This is a genomic window from Prosthecobacter sp. (genome assembly GCF_044222565.1).
GTDB lineage: Bacteria > Verrucomicrobiota > Verrucomicrobiia > Verrucomicrobiales > Verrucomicrobiaceae > Prosthecobacter.
On record NZ_JBGANA010000002.1, the window covers coordinates 138,937 to 154,217 of the forward strand.

Below are 15,281 nucleotides of genomic sequence, written 5' to 3' on the forward strand. Positions count from 1 at the left end.
TCATGAAAGTGCGCGTGCGCTGGAACCGACACACGCTGGCGCTGCTGGCCATCGTGGCGGGCATGTGGTATGCCGCCGAAGCGCAGTCCAATGGCGCGGCGCACCTCATCGCGCTGCTCACTGCGACGATGGGCCTGCTCTCCTGGCTGCATGCGCGTGCCAATCTGCGTGGCCTGCACGTCCGGCTCGTCGGAGCACGGCCTGCGGTGCAGGATGCTGCCAGACCCATCGCGGTGGAGTTGCGCGCCACGGGTGCGGTTTCCCCCTGCGGCCTCGAGGCCCTCGTCATTGGTGCCAAGGAGCCCGTGTTTGTGGAGCGCGTGCGTGCGGGAGGTTCGGTCATTGTGGACCTGCCCCCGCCCGTGCAGCAGACGGGCGGAGTTTTACAGATTTTAGTGCGCAGTGTGTACCCGCTCGGACTCTTTTCAGCAGAGTGCATGGTGGAGACGGCATGGGTGCGCCGTGTGCATCCGCAGCCGGCGGGAGATCTGCCGCTGCCGGCTCCGGATCCGCTGCGGCAGGGAGATGCCATCCCCGTCGCCACCGCTCGTGGGCAGACCAGCGGCGGAGATGATTTTGCGGGCTTGCGTGAATGGCGCGCGGGAGATTCTCCGCGTCATATTGACTGGCGTGCCGCAGCCCGGGGAGGGCCGCTCATGGTCAAGGCTTGGAGCAGCGGCACCCAGGGCGTGGTGGTCTTTGATTGGAATGCGCTGACATTGGATGAGCCTGCGCGCGCCTCCCAGATCGCGCAATGGATGGAGACCTGTGAGGAGGAAGGCAGACCGTATGAACTGCGCCTTCCGGGGCAGATCATCCGTGCGGGGCACGGGCCAGCGCACATGAGGCGCTGCCTGGACGCCCTCTCCATGCAAACCAGTGCGGATGCTGGATCGGCTCATTCAAGCGACCTGAAGACTGGCAAGTCCAGCAGCGTGGTCAGCATGGAGCAGTCCACCTTTCTGCCCTGGCGACCGCTCATGTTTTTGAGCATCTCTCTGCTGCTCGCCATCCTGCCGCTGCATGGCTACATCGCCATCGGTGGGCTGGTGGTGTGCGCGCTCTGCCTGCTCTGGCGCGGCGTACTGCGCATGGGGGTGCCTCCGGTGCTAGTCCGTGTGGGTGTCATCCTGGCCGGAGTGGTGGCGGTTTATTCCACCTATGGAGAGCTCAGCGGCATGGAGCCCGGCATCGCGATGCTGCTTGTGCTTGCAGGAGCCAAGATGTTGGAAAGCCGCACGCCGCGCGAGTTTCAGGTGCTCGCCCTCATCGGCTGGTTCCTGGCCTTTTGCGCCATCCTGATGGAAAACCGTCTCTCCCGTTCCGTGTGGACGATTGCAGTGCTGCTGCTCATCGCCGCCGCCATGGTGCGCTTTCGCCGCAATATGCCCGGCGCACGCGAGCCGGCCCGGGTCACGGCCATCTTGTTTGCCCAGGCGCTGCCGCTGGCGGTGCTGCTGTTCTTCGTCTTTCCGCGTGGTCTGCTGGAGCTGGGCTCTGCGCTGGGGCGCAGCCGCTTTGGCCAGACCGGCATCGACAATGTGCTGGATGCAGGGAGCATCGCCAAAGTGGCCCTGAGTTCCGAGGTGGCGTTCCGCGTGCGTTTTCCAGATGGCAGGCTGCCGCCCAATGATACCCGCTACTGGCGCTGCCTCACTCTCTGGAATTGCGAAGGCATGCGCTGGACGCGTGGCGACCGCCTTGGCTACTCGCCCAGGCTCTCCGGAAAGAAACGCGAGACGGATGTCACCCAGATCATCGACATGGAGGCGCATGGCAAACGCTGGCTCCCAGCGCTGGATCTCCCGATGGTGAGCTACCTGCGGGGAGTGGAGGTCTATCCTGACTACGATGACACTCTCTCCTCTCCCATCTCGGTGCAGAACACCGAGCGCTTCGAGGTGCTCTCCCGTTTCAAGATTCCCACGCCGCAGGACCCCGCCGACGTGCCGGAACTGCTGGAAACCCACCGCATCGCCGCGCTGCAGCTTCCTCAAAACATCTCCCCCAAGCTTCGGGAACTCACGGACTACTGGAAAAAGGTGACTCAAAATGACGAGCAGATCGTCAGCATTGGCCTCAGCTATGTGAGCACCATGGGCTTCAGGTACACCCTGGAGCCGGGAGAATACAAAGGTCCGCAGGCGTTGGAGGAATTCTTTCTCGTCCGCCGCACCGGATTCTGCGAACACTTCAGCGCCAGTTTTGCCACCCTCATGCGCATGGCCGGGGTGCCCTCGCGTGTGGTTATCGGCTATCTCGGTGGTGAATACTCAGATCACAATGGCGGCTACCTCATCGTGAAACAAAGCGATGTGCACGCATGGACGGAAGTGTGGCTGGAGAAATTTGGCTGGCTGCGCATCGACCCCACCGCAGCGCTGGCGCCCGATCGTGTGAACATCGACCTCCGCTCCTTCCTGGCCGGTGGTGCGGAGGAGGCGGAGCGCCAGCGCCGCACGCTTTGGGGGAGGACGTTGCAGCGCCTCCATCTGTGGTGGGACAGCGTCAACTACGGCTGGCAGAACCAGGTCATTGACTACAATCAGGAAAGCCAGCGCGGCCTGCTGGAGCGTGTGGGTCTGAAGCAGAGCAAGCTGGTGCTGCTCATTCCCAGTGCCGCCTTTGTCATGCTCGGCGCGTTGCTCATCACCCTTTGGCTGCGCCGTCCCGCGCGTCATGCGGACCCCTGGATGCGAGCCTGGCAGCGCGCCTGCAGCCGGGTAGGCAAAGCCGGCGTGCACGCACTGCTGCCCAACGAAGGCCCGCTCGCTTTCGCTCAACGCGTCGCGCTGTCGCGTCCTGATCTGTCAGATCAGTTCGCGCCTTTGGCGGATATGTATGTCGCTGGCCGCTACGGCTCCACGCATGAAAGCTTGGATGACTTCAAGGCAGCAGTCGTGCGCTTCAGGCCTCGGAGAATGTCCACAGTGCCAGCCCGGAAGAAAGGATGAAGTCCTAGTCCATCGCCAGCGATCAAAGTCTGGTACCTTCTTCCTTTTATTTGCCATCCCATTCCCATGACTCTTGAAGAACTGATCTCCGAAGGCGAAGCCCTGGCCCGTCCTTCGTTCTTGCTGAAGGCCGAGCCGAATGACGGTGGCATCGTTGGCTACTGGGGTGGTGAGCGTGCGGACATGCCGGACAAGCTGCCGCCGCCTGTGGTGGTCTTCTCTTCGCGCCGGCATGTGTTCAGTGTCAGCGAGCAGTTGCTGGCGCAGTTGGGCATCAGCCAGGGACCCGTGAGCTTGTTTGAATGGGAGAGCGTCAAAGACGAGACATCCTATCGCGTGGAGGCCGACCACCGCCTGCAATTCTCCGCACTGAAATTCAGCGGAGAGGCGCTCTATGCCACGGCCAGCACTTCTTTCCCGCCGTTTGCGGCCGTGTGCCTTTATGGCAGCGAGCGTGTCGCGGCCTGGCTGCGCGAGCAGGGCCTGGCCCGCCATGAATACTGGCGCGTCTCCGGAGATCTGCCGGATCAGTACGATACGGAGTGGCAACGCCGCTCTCCCTTCTACCAGCAGAATGCTGACGTCGTCATCGGCGGCTGGCATTTCCTCTGGCCCGATGACGATTTTTACATTCCGCAGGAGCTCAAGCTGGTGGCGCTGACACTGCGCGACGCTGAGCCGTGGTTTGAGCTGTGGCACTCGCCCCGCAGCATGGGCTGGCAGGTCAAGCCGCGGATCACTTGATCTCGAGTTGCGGCTCGCACGTTTAAACGATTGGCCTGCGGAAAAAAGCATGCCAAGCATGCGCTGCATGAGCGAAATCAGAACCTACGACGGATACTTTACCTTCAAGATTCTCTCCCGGGAGAAAGCAGACTACCTGGACGACCTCTTTGCCGAAGCCGGCATCGAAGTGGACCTCGCCCTGCAATCCCTCGAGTTCTCCTGGATGGGCCGCGAGCGCGATCATCAGGTCCGAAAGCTCTTCATGGCCGTCGCCAAAACGCTGGAGGATGCCGAAGGCGAGCTGCGCTGTGAGATCGATGATGACAAGGTGGACCCGCATTTCGAATTCTTCACCATTAAGCAGGGCCAGCTTCTGCTGCAACGTGGCAGCCTCGTGCGGGAAGGGGAGTTGATTCCCCAGGTCTAACATTTCAGGTCCTCCTTGACGGCGGGTGTTTGAATGAAACATTTCCGTCATGAACAAGCCGGGCTCATCGTTTCGGAAACCCTTCTACACCGTCGTTTCTCTGATCGTCCTGAGCTTGCTGTGGGTGATCCAGTCGGGCTATCCCATCACGCAGCAGATGCGAAATCTGAAAGCGGCCGCCCGCCATGCGCCTGTGATCAATGTGCTGCTGCAGCATGATGCGCGCTTTGCCGAAGTGCAGGCGGGAAGCTGGACCGGCGAAGGCGGCTGCCTCATGATTCACGGGGTCCTGGCCTCTGAAAGTGACCTGCCCGACTTGAGAAAAATCGTCGAACTCAGCAAGCCGCCCCTCCGCGTCCGTTACTATCTCCAAACCTCTGCTGGCGATTGGGTGCCAGGTTGAGCTTCAGGCTAGCGTCTCACGTGAGCGCCTTCATTAACGAACCAGTTCTCGCTTAGTCAGCACCACTGACCCGACTCTTGCACTCGCCTTGCCACGGCTCAGACGTCTGACCAACCCCTGAGTTTACCAATGACGACAATCAACTCTCGACGTATCCGAACAGTCGTTGGGACGTTGCTTATTCTCGTGCCGATTGTCTGCCTTGGATTTGTGGCACTATTCGGCTGGGGATTCACCGACAGCACGACTTGGGGGGCCTGGTCCATGGGGTCTCAGACTCAGTCCGAACATCTTCACCGCTTTTTTTCGTTCATGGTCCATTCCTATTGGCCGCAGATTCTTGCGACTGTAGCAGCTATTGCTGCAGGCATCTTCGTCTTGCCACGAAAGATCCTCGCGAGATGTCTCACTAAACATGGAGACTGACCCAATTCAGAAGGTTGATCTTGAACCAAGATCCTCAGAACATCGCGACGTGGCGAATGAGGAAGATGGTGCGCGATGCAGGGTTCGAACCTGCGACCCTTGCCGTGTGAAGGCAATGCTCTACCACTGAGCTAATCGCGCGAAAATCGTGGGGCGGAGTCTGTAACAGGGCTTTGCGGTGTGAGCAACCAGAAATTGCAAGATAGGAGAGGGATCATCCCGATCCCTCACGCTCACGCTTCCCCCAGCGGCCCCGAGCAGGGGTTCCAAATGGTCTCCCTTCTACACCCGCCTTAGCCGGAACTGCTGCAAATACCGCAGCGGCGTCATTCCCATGTGCCGGTGAAAATGATGAGTCAGCGCGCTTTGATCGCAGAAGCCCAGATCACGGGCGACGTCGGAGATGTTGGCACCTTCACGCTGCAGGGACTCGCAGGCGGCCTGGATGCGCAGCTTCATAATGAAGGCCTGCGGGCTGGCGCCGAAGGTTTCGACGAACTTACGGTGAAGCTGGCGCGGGGAAAGGTGGACGATCTGCGCCAGCTCGGTGATGGAAACGCCGGTGCGGAAGTGCTCGCGGATGTAGGCCAGCGCACGGTCAATCTGCAGGTAGGGCTGCAGCATCTGCTTCTTGCCCTCAAAGCTCTGCACGGTGCCCATGATGCCGATGACTCGGCCTTTGGCATCGGTCAGCGGGAGCTTGTTGGTGACGAACCAGTCGGGCAGGCCCTGGTCGGTGAAAAAGAGTTCCACAATGTTGAGCTGGGCCTTGCCGGTGCTCAGGACGAGCTCGTCATCACGGCGGAAGTTTTCGGCCAGCCGGGCAGGGAAGAGGTCAAAGTCATTTTTGCCCACGATGCCGGCTTCCTCCGTGATGCCAAAGCGGTCCATGAAACGGCGGCTGGCGCACATGAAACGAAAGTCGCTGTCCTTGGCAAAAAAGGCCACGTCCGGCAGGTGGTCGAACAGCCGGTAGAAGGGGCTGTCCGCACTGACGCGGCGGATGAACCGTTCGCGCAGTGCGGCAGGGGATTCAGGGTGTGACGTGGGACTGCTCACCCCCCAGTGTTAGCCATGAGGATCAAAAGCGCAAACGCAGCCCGGCATAGGCGCCGGTGCCCATAACGGGGAAACCGGGGATTTCCGCATACTTTTGACCGAGGAGATTTTCGACACGCGCAAACAGTTCGAGGTGCTGGTTTACACGGTAGTTGGCCGAGAGTCGCACATTGAGGTAGTCCTCGAGATCGCGCTGCGCGAAGGTGACGGGATCAAAGTCCTCGCGGTCGATGACGTAGAGGGCATTGAGGTTGAAGGTCAGCGCGGGGACGGGCTGGAAGCGGAAGCCTGCAGAGATGGAGTGGCGCGGGCGGCGCACCAGACGTGCGGCGTTGGTATTGTCGTAAGCCCCCAGATAGGTATAGCTCAGGTTCACGCCAAACATCGCGCAGGGATTCCAGTCGAGTCCGCTCTCCAGGCCCTGCGTGGTGGCGGAGCCTACGGCCACAGGGATGAAGAACGGCGGCAGGTACTGGTAGGTATTGCGCAGGTCATTGTGGAAGTAGGTGGCGCGCAGCGAGAGCTTGTTCTGAAACAGCGGCTGCGTGATCCCGAACTCATAGCCACGGCTGCGTTCCGGGTTCACCAGATTGGGATTGCCGCCAAAAACGGGCGTGAGATCCTGCGGTGTCGGCGGGGTGTAGGCGGTGCCGTAGTTGGCATGCAGCACGGTGTTTACCTTGGGGATGAGGTAGCTGACCCCGGCGCGCCAGGTGAGGGCGTTGTCGAAGTCCGAGTACTTGTCGTAGCGAATGCCGCTGATGAGGTTGAAGCCCTTGAAGAGCTCTGCCTGGGACTGGACGAAGAAGGCGTAGTTGGTCTGCGCCTGCGAGATGTCCAGCATCTGCGCGGTGTCGTTGTAGCGGCTGATCTTCTGATCCTGGAACCAAGCGCCTGCGGTGATGGTCCACTGGTCCGTCACTTTCACGACGCTCTTATATTCCAAAAAGTCGGTGCGTGAGCTGGTGCGGTTGTTGGGACTGAAGAAGCCGCCCATACCGGTGGCCACCTGCCGGAACTCGCTGTGCGAGAACGTGAGGGACTGCGTCCAGCGGTCCGTGGTTTCCCAAACGATGCGCGGGGAGATGCTCCAGAATTCCGAGAGCACCTGCGCGTCCGGGTCCACGGCGTAGATGTTTCCCGGCGTACCGCTCTGCACGGTGTAGTAACGGGTGTCGAGGTCAAAGCGCAGACTGTCAGCGAGCTGATAGCCCACCTTTCCGGCGACGTTTGTCTGGCGGAACTGGCCATTCTGGCGCTGCCCGTCGATGTCCGTGCGGCTGACTTCGAGGCCCCAGTCGAGATTGCCAATGGCACCGATGGAGCTGACTCCTTCGCGGAAGGTGCCATAGCTGCCCGTCTCAAAAAAGGCGGTGGTCTTCGGCTTTTCCAGGCCTTTGCCACTGCGGGTGATGATGTTGATGACACCGCCCATGGTGCGCCCACCGTAGAGGCTGGCGGCGGGACCACGCAGCACTTCGATGCGCTCCACGTTGTCCAGCGCCATGGTTTCGAGGTTGAAAGAGCCGGCGAGGTTCCCAGGGATGGGCCGGCCATCGATCATGACGGCGGTGTCCTTCGTGGCGGTGCCGCGCGTCAGCACGGTGGCCACGTTTCCAGGGATGCCGGGGGTGGCGATGGCCACGCCTGGTACGTTGCGCAGGGCATCGACGGCGAAGCGGTACTGGTTCTCCTCGATCTTTTTGCGGTCGATGACCGTGACGCTGCTGGCGGTGCGCCAGGATTCCGTTTCCGTCATCGTCGCAGTGATGACGACTTCGGGTATTTCTTTTTCTTTGGTCTTCTTCCTGGTCTGAGTCTGCGTGGGCGTTTGAGCCACGCTGATTTGAATGGCGGCTAGGAGCGCCACCGTGATCGCTGCACATAGGCGGCGACCCGAGTGTTTCTGGGTGTACATGTCGTTGGGTTGTTCATTGGTTCGATGAAATCATCCGGGCGCGCCAATGGGCGGTCGGATGATGTGTTCGCAGCGAGATGTTCGGACTCCGGGTTTGCGCGATGGCGTGTGACCGCCATTGCTCCTCGCCTCCGCCTTCACCAAGGATTGCTCCCGATTGGCTTTGCTCCATGTCCGTGAAGGACACGAATGGAGGGTCGTTACCCGATACCGCAGCGCCACTGTGGCCGGTTCTCACGGCCTTCCCTGCATCTGCGAACGGCTGCACGGCGTGTGAACGACGTGCAGATAAAGAAAACGGAGCACACTGGGGCGCTCCGCCATGCCTTTTCATAGTCTCCGTGCAGAACCTGGGCAACCAGAAATCTGAAGCGCCTCAGCCCTTCGTCTTGCTCACGAGCCTTACGCCCTCGATGCGCATTTTTTTGTCAGCCGCCTTGCACATGTCATAGATCGTCAAAGCGGCCACGCTCACCGCGGTGAGCGCTTCCATTTCCACACCCGTCGGAGCCACAGTGATCGCCGTGGCGGTGATGTGCACGGCCTTGGCACGCAGTTCGAAATCGACCTGCACCTTGCTAAGCGGAATCTGATGGCACAGCGGGATGAGATACTGCGTCTGCTTCGCCGCCTGAATGCCCGCGATGCGCGCGATGCTCAGCACGTCTCCCTTTTTGACCTGGTTTTTGCGTATCAAATCCAGCGTGGCAGGTTGAAGCAGAATGCGTCCTTCCGCTACAGCTTCACGCCGCAGCGGCGGCTTTGCAGAAACATCGACCATGGCGGCTTCGCCTTTGCGATTCAGGTGGGTGAGGGTGGGCATGGGGTGGGGAATTGAATGACGAATGAGTAAATCCGAATGACGAAGGAAAGACAAAGCCGCAATGATGAAATTTGCGGACGGGGGTCCTGTGATTTTATCTTTCATCCTTAGAGCGTTGCTTCACAATTCCGAGAAGAAAACCAATGCTAGATCCACGAATCGAACCAGCCACTCCATTCACGGAGACGGACCTTGCGACAGTCGAGCGAGTCCTTGGGCAAACGTTGCCCACGGACTACAGGGACTTTGCCTGTCTATATGGAGGTGCGTATGTGGGCGGATTGATTGATGGAGACCCGAAACTGCCCATTTCTGCCTTCTTAGATGCCGGGTCTGTGCTATCCACATTGGAAATATGCACTGATTTAAAGGAAGATGGTGTGTTGCCTGTTGCCGACTGTGTGCTGGGAAACCTCTACGTGATTGATCGCGGAGGTGCTGTTCACTACATCAACTATTATGGAGGGAAGACCACTTCACGAATGGTCGCTGATACATTCGGCGAGATGCTTCATCGCATCGTTGTGTCCGATAGGTGACGTATAAAGTGCCTGCCATGAACGGCACCTGTGCGAAGCAAGCTAAGAATGTGGCTGCCGATTAGCGTTTGCTTTGGAGAAGGGTGATGGACTGCGTGTGTTTACCAGGCCTGCCGAAAGCGGTAGCTGCGCTCGTGCCTCGCTGCGCGACCGCACTCCAGGACGCTGTCGCGCCTAACGCGCATCGCGCTCAAGCACTTCACAGCTTGCAATCATCCGCCAATATAAAGTTCGGTATTGAGTAGGTGTGGATGGCTATGACCGTCGCTAGATTCAATCGATGCTGTTCGTCTTGAGGCTGATGGCGACTCCGGCGCGGAACTCGATGACGTACTCACATCCGCCGTAGCCGGTGTCGAAGCGGTACTTCAGCGAGCTGTCGGGCTCCGGTGATTGAGCGACGCCATAATCGCTGATGGTCTTGGGATCACCGAGAATGGCATGCACGCGCTCGCGGCTGAGTCCCACGAACGTTACCTTGCTGAAAAGACGCGCCGCCGCCTGGCATGCTTCACCACTGGATGCGTTGAGCACCGGCGCAGGGAGGCGGCGGGTGCTGCGGAGAAGGGCCAGATCCTGCTGGTAGCCTGCATAGGGCGGTGCTTCCTCCGCGCGAGTGACGCACGCTGTCGAAAGAAGGGGGAGGATGAACAACGAAGTTCTCATAAGTCGGATGAGGGTGCGCCTGACAGTCGAAGATTTTGCAGCAAGGCTCAGGGGGATTCCTGCATCATTTCATGGTTTGGCGGAGTTTGTCGAGCTTTGTCGTCTTGAAGAGCTTTGGGCCCACTTGCTGTGGGGGCGGAGTAGCCCCCCGTTTAGGCCAGGGACGTTTTAAAACTTGTGTTTTTTAACCACGGGAAAAAGATGCCCGGTGGAAGTCTTGATGAGACAGAGAGAGTTCCAACAGAAGCATTTTCGGAAACCTGCCCATTTCCATGAGACACAAAAACCATTTCCCGAGGTGGGTGCAGGTCGTCGCTGTGGCGGGGTTTTGTGTTGTGGCTGCAGGATGCAAAGACCGTCCTGACGCGCCGCCTGGAAAAATGAATCTGAGACTGGAGCCAATCAATCCGTTGTCCAAGTTGGAGGTTGAGAGAGAGAAGGCTGGGTTGAGGCCGGTCGAGAAGGAATGGAGAAATGACCGATACGATGCTTCGTCCGTTGGATGGGCGTATGTCGGTGGGCGTTTCGCCAAATCCATTGAGCGTGGCCCTCAAGGCCCGCTGGTGGAGTCAGATAATTTTCCGACGGGTCGGCCATTTCCGAGTCCTGATGGAGAAGGGACATCTTTTGAAACGTGTGTGGCGCGTTATTCTTATGAAACCAGGCTGTGTCAGGTTTACGTTATGACCGACGATGCCACGGTGGAGGAGTGGGTGCGTGGTGAGCCTACATCGCCAGGGATTGATGTGGCTTCTGCGCATGCCTTGGTGGAAAAGATTTTGAGGCGGTGGAAGGTTGAAGCTTTGCTGGGGAAATGGGGTGAAGTCCCGCCAAAAAAGTAAAGTCGCCGCACCTATTGTCTACGCTTGCGCTGTGCGTTTTGGAACCAGAGCGCAGCGGAGGTAGACAACCGAAGGTTGCCCGGGAGGGTAAGCGCAGCGAATCAATGCTCCAGGTGCTCTGGAGCTTTGCGTGGGCCTTTGGATATTCGAAAGCGGCTCTGAAGCGCGCGCACTCCGGGGACGCTCTCGCGACTTTCGTACGCTGCTTTCCAACTTACCCCCCGATCGCGATCATGCGGCGGTTGGGCTGGTAGTTGTGGCGGAAGTCGTGTTCCTTGGGTTTGCGGGCGACGACGTTTTGGAAGAAGGCGGCGAGTTCGGGGTCGGTACAGCCGGCGCGGAGGACGCTGCGGATATCGAACTCGAGGAAGCTCCCAAGACATGGCCGCAGCTTGCCGTCGCAGGTGAGGCGGAGTTTGTTGCAGTTCTCGCAGAAGTGCAGGTTCGTCATCGCTCCGATGAAGCCGATCTTCTGGCCGGTGGAGGGGACGTGGTGATAGACGGCGGGGCCGTTGGTTTTGAAATCGGGCGAGGCAATGAGGGGGCCGGTGGTCTGCTCGACGAGCTGCTTGGCGATGCCAATGGGGAGGAAGTTGTCCTCGCTGAGCACTTCCTGGGTGCTCACGGGCATGAGCTCGATGAAGCGCAGCAGGGCGTTTTTTTCACGGGCGAAGTTGATGAGGGCGGGCAGTTCACTCTCAGTCTGGCCCTTCATGAGGACACAGTTGAACTTGATGGACTGGAAGCCGGCGGCAATGGCGGCATCGACGCCTTCAATCACACGGGGCAGGAGGTCGCGGCTGGTGGTGCGTTGATAGACGGCGCGGTCGAGGGAGTCGAGGGAGATATTGGCGGTGCGGACTCCGGCTTTGACGAGGTGCTCGGCGATGGTGACGCCGCCATCCAGTTTGGCCAGCAGGGTGCCATTCGTGGAGATACCGATTTCGTCAATGCCCGGGATCTTGGCGAGCTCGGCGCAGAAACCGGCCACGCCGGGGCGGGTGAGGGGTTCACCGCCGGTGACGCGGATCTTTTTGATGCCGAGGCCGGCCCCGACGCGGACGACGCGCAGCAATTCGTCGTAGCTCAGCGTCTCCTCCTTGGCGAACCAGGTCTGCTCCTCTTCAGGCATGCAGTAACGGCAGCGTTCGTTGCACCGGTCGGTGACGGAGACGCGCAGGTAGGAGATGCGATGGCCGAAGAGGTCTTCCACAGGGAGGTTTCTAACCACACTCTACGCATGTGCTCAAGCCTTCGTATGCTGCAAAGGCAGAGTCATGGTAAATGTGGTCTCGATTCCGGGGGAGCTGGCGAGTTCGACCTTGCCGCCGTGGGCCTCCACGGCGCGCCTGACGATGGAGAGGCCGAGGCCGGTGCCTTTCACCTGGGTGGAGGAGTGGTGCTTGTTGCCACGGTAAAAGCGTTTGAAGACGAAGGGCAGATCGTGGGCGGGAATGCCGATGCCGTTGTCGCTGACTTTGAGCACGCAGCTTTTGTCCTGCCACTCCCCGGAGACCCGGATGACGAGGCCGGGCTTGGTGTTTTCCTTGAGCGAGTTTTCGATGAGGTTGGTGAAGATCTGGTCCCAGTAAAAGCGGTCGCCGGTGAGGAGGCCGCCGTCTTTGGGGAAATGAAATTCGATGCGGGTGTCCCTCCCTTCCAGCATCGGCGCGAGGTGGTCGGCGGCATCGCGGGCACAGTCACGCACGTTAAAGGGCTCCATGTTCAGCGTGCTGCTGGCATCCTCCAGGCGGGAGATGGCGAGCATGTCCTCAATGATGCGGGCGATGCGCTTGCCATGCTTTTCCATCACGTCGAGGCTGCGTTTCATCACGGGCGAGGCTTTGCCGGCATCTTCCTGCAGCATTTCGATGTAGCCATTGATCAGCGTCAGCGGGGTGCGAAGTTCGTGCGAGGCATTGGCCACGAAGTCCCGGCGGATCTGCTCGGTCATCGCGGACTCTGTCACGTCCTGAATCATGAGCCAGGCACCACCTCCGACATCGGCAGCCAGGGGCGCGGCTTCGGCGTTGAAGTACCGGCCGCCTAGATTTGACCCGGCGCCCACGTCCGACGGCAGCATCTGAATACGGCGGGTGGCGTGCCGTTTTTCTTGCATGGCCTCCTGCACGAGATCGGAGATCTGGTGGTCGCGCACTTCTTCCATGAGGGAGCGCCCCGCGTGAATCTCGTGGCGGTGCAGCAGCTTCTTCAGCGGGGCATTGGCGTAGCGGATGCGCAGATTGGCGTCCACCAGCACCAGCCCCTGGCTGATTTCATCGAGCAGGGACTCAAACACCCGGCGCTGCTCCGCCTGCTGCTCGGCATGCAGGCGGGCATTCAAAACTGCGGTGGCATGGGTGGGCAGCAGTTCGGCATCCCGCGCCTTCATGCCGAGAGATTTGGCCACGCTTTCCCAGCGTTTGGTCCAGTACTTCTCACGTCGCGCCCAGGCAAAAAGGCAGATGCCAAGCAGCAAGGCGAGGAAGAAGGAAAGGGAGGTCATGCAGGCTGGGAGGCGGCATTTAGCTCCGTCTGGAACTGAAAGCCGGTGCCGCGAATGGTGACGATATGATCGCCCGCTGCACCCAGTTTTTCACGCAGACGCTTGATATGGGTGTCCAGGGTACGGGTGGCCACGTCGCTGTTGTAGCCCCACACATCCCGCAGCAGATCGGCGCGGCTGTGAACAGCGGTGTCGTTCTCCATCAGGGTGGTCAGCAGCTTGAATTCGATGGTGGTCAGGTCCAGGGCGGTGCCGTCGAGAAAGAGCTTCAGGTTTTTGCGGTCCAGCATGAAGCGCCCGCGCTGGATCTCGGAAACGTGGGTGACCTTCTTCACCCGGCGCAGCACCGCGCTGATGCGCAGGTACAGCTCGCGCGGGCTGAAGGGCTTGGTCAGGTAGTCGTCAGCCCCCAGTTCCAGGCCGGCGATCTTGTCCGTCACCTGGCCTTTGGCGGTGAGGATGATCACGGGGATGGTGGCCGTGCGGGTGTCTGCGCGCAGGCGTTTGAAGATTTGCATGCCGTCCAGCCCGGGCAGCATCAGGTCCAGCACGATCAACTCCGGCTGCTGAGCCAGCGCCGTCGGCATCACCTGCAGGCCGTTGCTGACGCAGATGGCCTCATGCCCCTCGCGGTTGAGATGCATGGAGATGAGTTCCGCGATGTCCGATTCGTCCTCGACGATAAGTATCTTGCTCATGAAGTGGCTTTGTGGCGTGGCTGCACCACCGGCAAACCGATGATGGCAACGAAGCTGACACATCGCAACTGACTTGCGTGCTTCCCAATATTGAAGCGTGACGGATTCGTCACGGAGTCAAAGTTGGTGTGCTTTCGTGGATGCGCTTCATCCAGCTTTCGTTAAATATCTCCCATCATGAGGGTTCTCATCGTCACAGACACCTACCCGCCAGACATCAATGGCGTGGCGCGGACGCTCCATACCCTCGGGGCGGGGCTGAAGCGCCGGGGGCACACGGTGCAGGTCGTGACCACCGTGGAAGGGGACGACGGTCTGAAGCGCCACGTCATGCACTCCATGCCGCTGCCGGGCTATCCGGGCCTCCGCTTTGGCTTTGCCTCCACCCGCCAGATGCTGGAGATCCTGGACAGCTACAAGCCGGACGCCCTCTACGTCGCTACTGAGACGCTCATGGGCATTTCCGCCATTCGTGCGGCCGGCAAACGCCAGATCCCCGTGGTCTCGGGCTTCCACACCAATTTTCAAAACTACCTGGAGGACTACCACCTGCCCGGCATGGAAACGGTGGCCCAGGGTGTCCTGCGGGCCATCCATAACCAGACTGCGCGCACCCTGACCCCTTCCGTGGACACTGCAGCGATGCTCGAGCGCTGGGGCATCCAAAACGTCGGCGTCCTCGGACGCGGGGTGGACACGGAACTCTTCGACCCCAAGCGGCGGGATCCCGCCCTGCGCCAGACCTGGGGTGCGGACCAAGACACACCCGTGGCCCTCTACGTGGGCCGCGTCGCTGCGGAAAAAAATCTGGAGCTGGTGGTGCGTGCCTTCGATGAGTTCAAGCAGGTGCAGCCCTCCGCTCGCATGGTGATTGTGGGCAATGGCCCGCGCCTGGAGTCCCTCCAGCAGGAGCGCCCGGATTTCATCTATGCAGGCGCCCGCACGGGCACGGACCTCGCCGCTCATTATGCCTCGGGCGATGTGTTTCTCTTTCCCAGCATCACGGAAACTTTTGGAAACGTGGTGCTGGAGGCCATGTCCGCCGGTCTCGGCGTGGTGGCCTATGACTACGCCGCGCCGCGCTTGCTCATCCGCTCCGGGCAGAACGGCTGGCTGGCCCCCTTCAATGAAGAGGCCGCATTTCTGGCCCAAACCCGCGTGGCCGCTTCCGAATGGCGGAATGACGAACTGCGCTTCGCAGCGCGCCAGTCCGCCTTTGACCTGGGCTGGGAGCGCGTCATTGAGCAGTTCGAGCACGAGCTGGCATCCGTGATGCACCGCATGATTGATTGAA

General features: G+C 60.3%; 14 protein-coding genes, 1 tRNA gene and 1 riboswitch. Of the genes, 7 read left to right on the top strand and 8 right to left on the bottom strand.

Going from position 1 to position 15,281, the window contains the following annotated elements; translation table 11 throughout:
* Window positions 1-2 precede the first annotated feature (2 nt).
* The 4 genes from ACILSR_RS02900 to ACILSR_RS02915 all read left to right on the top strand — a co-directional run bounded on the left by ACILSR_RS02900 (window position 3) and on the right by ACILSR_RS02915 (window position 4,510).
* Entirely contained in the window at window positions 3-2,954 is a 2,952-nt protein-coding gene (locus tag ACILSR_RS02900) for a transglutaminaseTgpA domain-containing protein (RefSeq protein ID WP_395748222.1), read from the top strand.
* 66 nt (window positions 2,955-3,020) lie between these two features.
* Window positions 3,021-3,698, top strand: a complete 678-nt coding sequence (locus ACILSR_RS02905; RefSeq protein ID WP_395748223.1) for a hypothetical protein — start codon at window positions 3,021-3,023, stop codon at window positions 3,696-3,698.
* A gap of 67 nt (window positions 3,699-3,765) precedes the next feature.
* Window positions 3,766-4,107 carry a hypothetical protein gene (locus ACILSR_RS02910; RefSeq protein WP_395748224.1) on the top strand — a complete coding sequence of 114 codons (342 nt, stop codon included), beginning with the start codon at window positions 3,766-3,768 and terminating at the stop codon, window positions 4,105-4,107.
* 49 nt (window positions 4,108-4,156) lie between these two features.
* Window positions 4,157-4,510 carry a hypothetical protein gene (locus ACILSR_RS02915; RefSeq protein WP_395748225.1) on the top strand — a complete coding sequence of 118 codons (354 nt, stop codon included), beginning with the start codon at window positions 4,157-4,159 and terminating at the stop codon, window positions 4,508-4,510.
* A gap of 492 nt (window positions 4,511-5,002) precedes the next feature.
* Here ACILSR_RS02915 and ACILSR_RS02920 read toward each other — a convergent pair.
* The 4 genes from ACILSR_RS02920 to moaC all read right to left on the bottom strand — a co-directional run bounded on the left by ACILSR_RS02920 (window position 5,003) and on the right by moaC (window position 8,736).
* A tRNA-Val gene (locus ACILSR_RS02920) sits at window positions 5,003-5,077 on the bottom strand.
* A gap of 141 nt (window positions 5,078-5,218) precedes the next feature.
* A complete protein-coding gene (locus ACILSR_RS02925) occupies window positions 5,219-5,995 on the bottom strand; it encodes a helix-turn-helix domain-containing protein (protein ID WP_395748226.1) in 777 nt (258 codons plus the stop codon).
* Window positions 5,996-6,017: 22 nt separating this feature from the next.
* On the bottom strand, window positions 6,018-7,913 hold the full coding sequence (locus ACILSR_RS02930) for a TonB-dependent receptor plug domain-containing protein (RefSeq protein WP_395748227.1): 1,896 nt from the start codon (window positions 7,911-7,913) through the stop codon (window positions 6,018-6,020).
* A 53-nt stretch (window positions 7,914-7,966) separates the two neighbouring features.
* A riboswitch (cobalamin riboswitch) is annotated at window positions 7,967-8,200 on the bottom strand.
* 89 nt (window positions 8,201-8,289) lie between these two features.
* Window positions 8,290-8,736, bottom strand: coding sequence for a cyclic pyranopterin monophosphate synthase MoaC (gene moaC, locus ACILSR_RS02935; protein WP_395748228.1), 447 nt, complete (start codon window positions 8,734-8,736; stop codon window positions 8,290-8,292).
* A gap of 143 nt (window positions 8,737-8,879) precedes the next feature.
* Between moaC and ACILSR_RS02940 the strand changes: the two genes are divergently transcribed.
* Window positions 8,880-9,275 carry an SMI1/KNR4 family protein gene (locus tag ACILSR_RS02940; RefSeq protein WP_395748229.1) on the top strand — a complete coding sequence of 132 codons (396 nt, stop codon included), beginning with the start codon at window positions 8,880-8,882 and terminating at the stop codon, window positions 9,273-9,275.
* A gap of 273 nt (window positions 9,276-9,548) precedes the next feature.
* On the opposite strand, the gene ACILSR_RS02945 is transcribed toward ACILSR_RS02940, so the two are convergent.
* Window positions 9,549-9,941, bottom strand: coding sequence for a hypothetical protein (locus ACILSR_RS02945; protein ID WP_395748230.1), 393 nt, complete (start codon window positions 9,939-9,941; stop codon window positions 9,549-9,551).
* A gap of 272 nt (window positions 9,942-10,213) precedes the next feature.
* Here ACILSR_RS02945 and ACILSR_RS02950 point away from each other — a divergent pair, with 272 nt between their 5' ends.
* On the top strand, window positions 10,214-10,783 hold the full coding sequence (locus tag ACILSR_RS02950) for a hypothetical protein (RefSeq protein WP_395748231.1): 570 nt from the start codon (window positions 10,214-10,216) through the stop codon (window positions 10,781-10,783).
* Window positions 10,784-10,997: 214 nt separating this feature from the next.
* On the opposite strand, the gene moaA is transcribed toward ACILSR_RS02950, so the two are convergent.
* The 3 genes from moaA to ACILSR_RS02965 are packed head-to-tail and all read right to left on the bottom strand — an operon-like array spanning window position 10,998 to window position 13,987.
* Entirely contained in the window at window positions 10,998-11,996 is a 999-nt protein-coding gene (gene moaA, locus ACILSR_RS02955; RefSeq protein WP_395748232.1) for a GTP 3',8-cyclase MoaA, read from the bottom strand.
* A 33-nt stretch (window positions 11,997-12,029) separates the two neighbouring features.
* Window positions 12,030-13,289, bottom strand: coding sequence for a sensor histidine kinase (locus tag ACILSR_RS02960; protein ID WP_395748233.1), 1,260 nt, complete (start codon window positions 13,287-13,289; stop codon window positions 12,030-12,032).
* Window positions 13,286-13,987: a response regulator gene (locus ACILSR_RS02965; protein ID WP_395748234.1), complete on the bottom strand. Its 702-nt coding sequence runs from the start codon at window positions 13,985-13,987 to the stop codon at window positions 13,286-13,288. Before ACILSR_RS02965 ends, ACILSR_RS02960 begins: the two co-directional genes overlap by 4 nt.
* Before the next feature lie 177 nt (window positions 13,988-14,164).
* On the opposite strand from ACILSR_RS02965, the gene ACILSR_RS02970 reads away from it, so the two are divergent.
* Window positions 14,165-15,280 carry a glycosyltransferase family 4 protein gene (locus ACILSR_RS02970; protein ID WP_395748235.1) on the top strand — a complete coding sequence of 372 codons (1,116 nt, stop codon included), beginning with the start codon at window positions 14,165-14,167 and terminating at the stop codon, window positions 15,278-15,280.
* The last annotated feature ends 1 nt before the right edge of the window (window position 15,281 follow it).

Excerpts from the sequence above, each read along its gene's own strand:
- ACILSR_RS02950 (WP_395748231.1), top strand. The coding sequence starts at position 10,214 with ATGAGACACAAAAACCATTTCCCGAGGTGGGTGCAGGTCGTCGCTGTG.
- ACILSR_RS02965 (WP_395748234.1), bottom strand. The coding sequence starts at position 13,987 with ATGAGCAAGATACTTATCGTCGAGGACGAATCGGACATCGCGGAACTC.
- ACILSR_RS02960 (WP_395748233.1), bottom strand. The coding sequence starts at position 13,289 with ATGACCTCCCTTTCCTTCTTCCTCGCCTTGCTGCTTGGCATCTGCCTT.
- ACILSR_RS02910 (WP_395748224.1), top strand. The coding sequence starts at position 3,766 with ATGAGCGAAATCAGAACCTACGACGGATACTTTACCTTCAAGATTCTC.
- ACILSR_RS02945 (WP_395748230.1), bottom strand. The coding sequence starts at position 9,941 with ATGAGAACTTCGTTGTTCATCCTCCCCCTTCTTTCGACAGCGTGCGTC.
- ACILSR_RS02940 (WP_395748229.1), top strand. The coding sequence starts at position 8,880 with ATGCTAGATCCACGAATCGAACCAGCCACTCCATTCACGGAGACGGAC.
- ACILSR_RS02930 (WP_395748227.1), bottom strand. The coding sequence starts at position 7,913 with ATGTACACCCAGAAACACTCGGGTCGCCGCCTATGTGCAGCGATCACG.
- moaC (WP_395748228.1), bottom strand. The coding sequence starts at position 8,736 with ATGCCCACCCTCACCCACCTGAATCGCAAAGGCGAAGCCGCCATGGTC.
- ACILSR_RS02970 (WP_395748235.1), top strand. The coding sequence starts at position 14,165 with ATGAGGGTTCTCATCGTCACAGACACCTACCCGCCAGACATCAATGGC.
- ACILSR_RS02915 (WP_395748225.1), top strand. The coding sequence starts at position 4,157 with ATGAACAAGCCGGGCTCATCGTTTCGGAAACCCTTCTACACCGTCGTT.
- ACILSR_RS02905 (WP_395748223.1), top strand. The coding sequence starts at position 3,021 with ATGACTCTTGAAGAACTGATCTCCGAAGGCGAAGCCCTGGCCCGTCCT.
- ACILSR_RS02900 (WP_395748222.1), top strand. The coding sequence starts at position 3 with ATGAAAGTGCGCGTGCGCTGGAACCGACACACGCTGGCGCTGCTGGCC.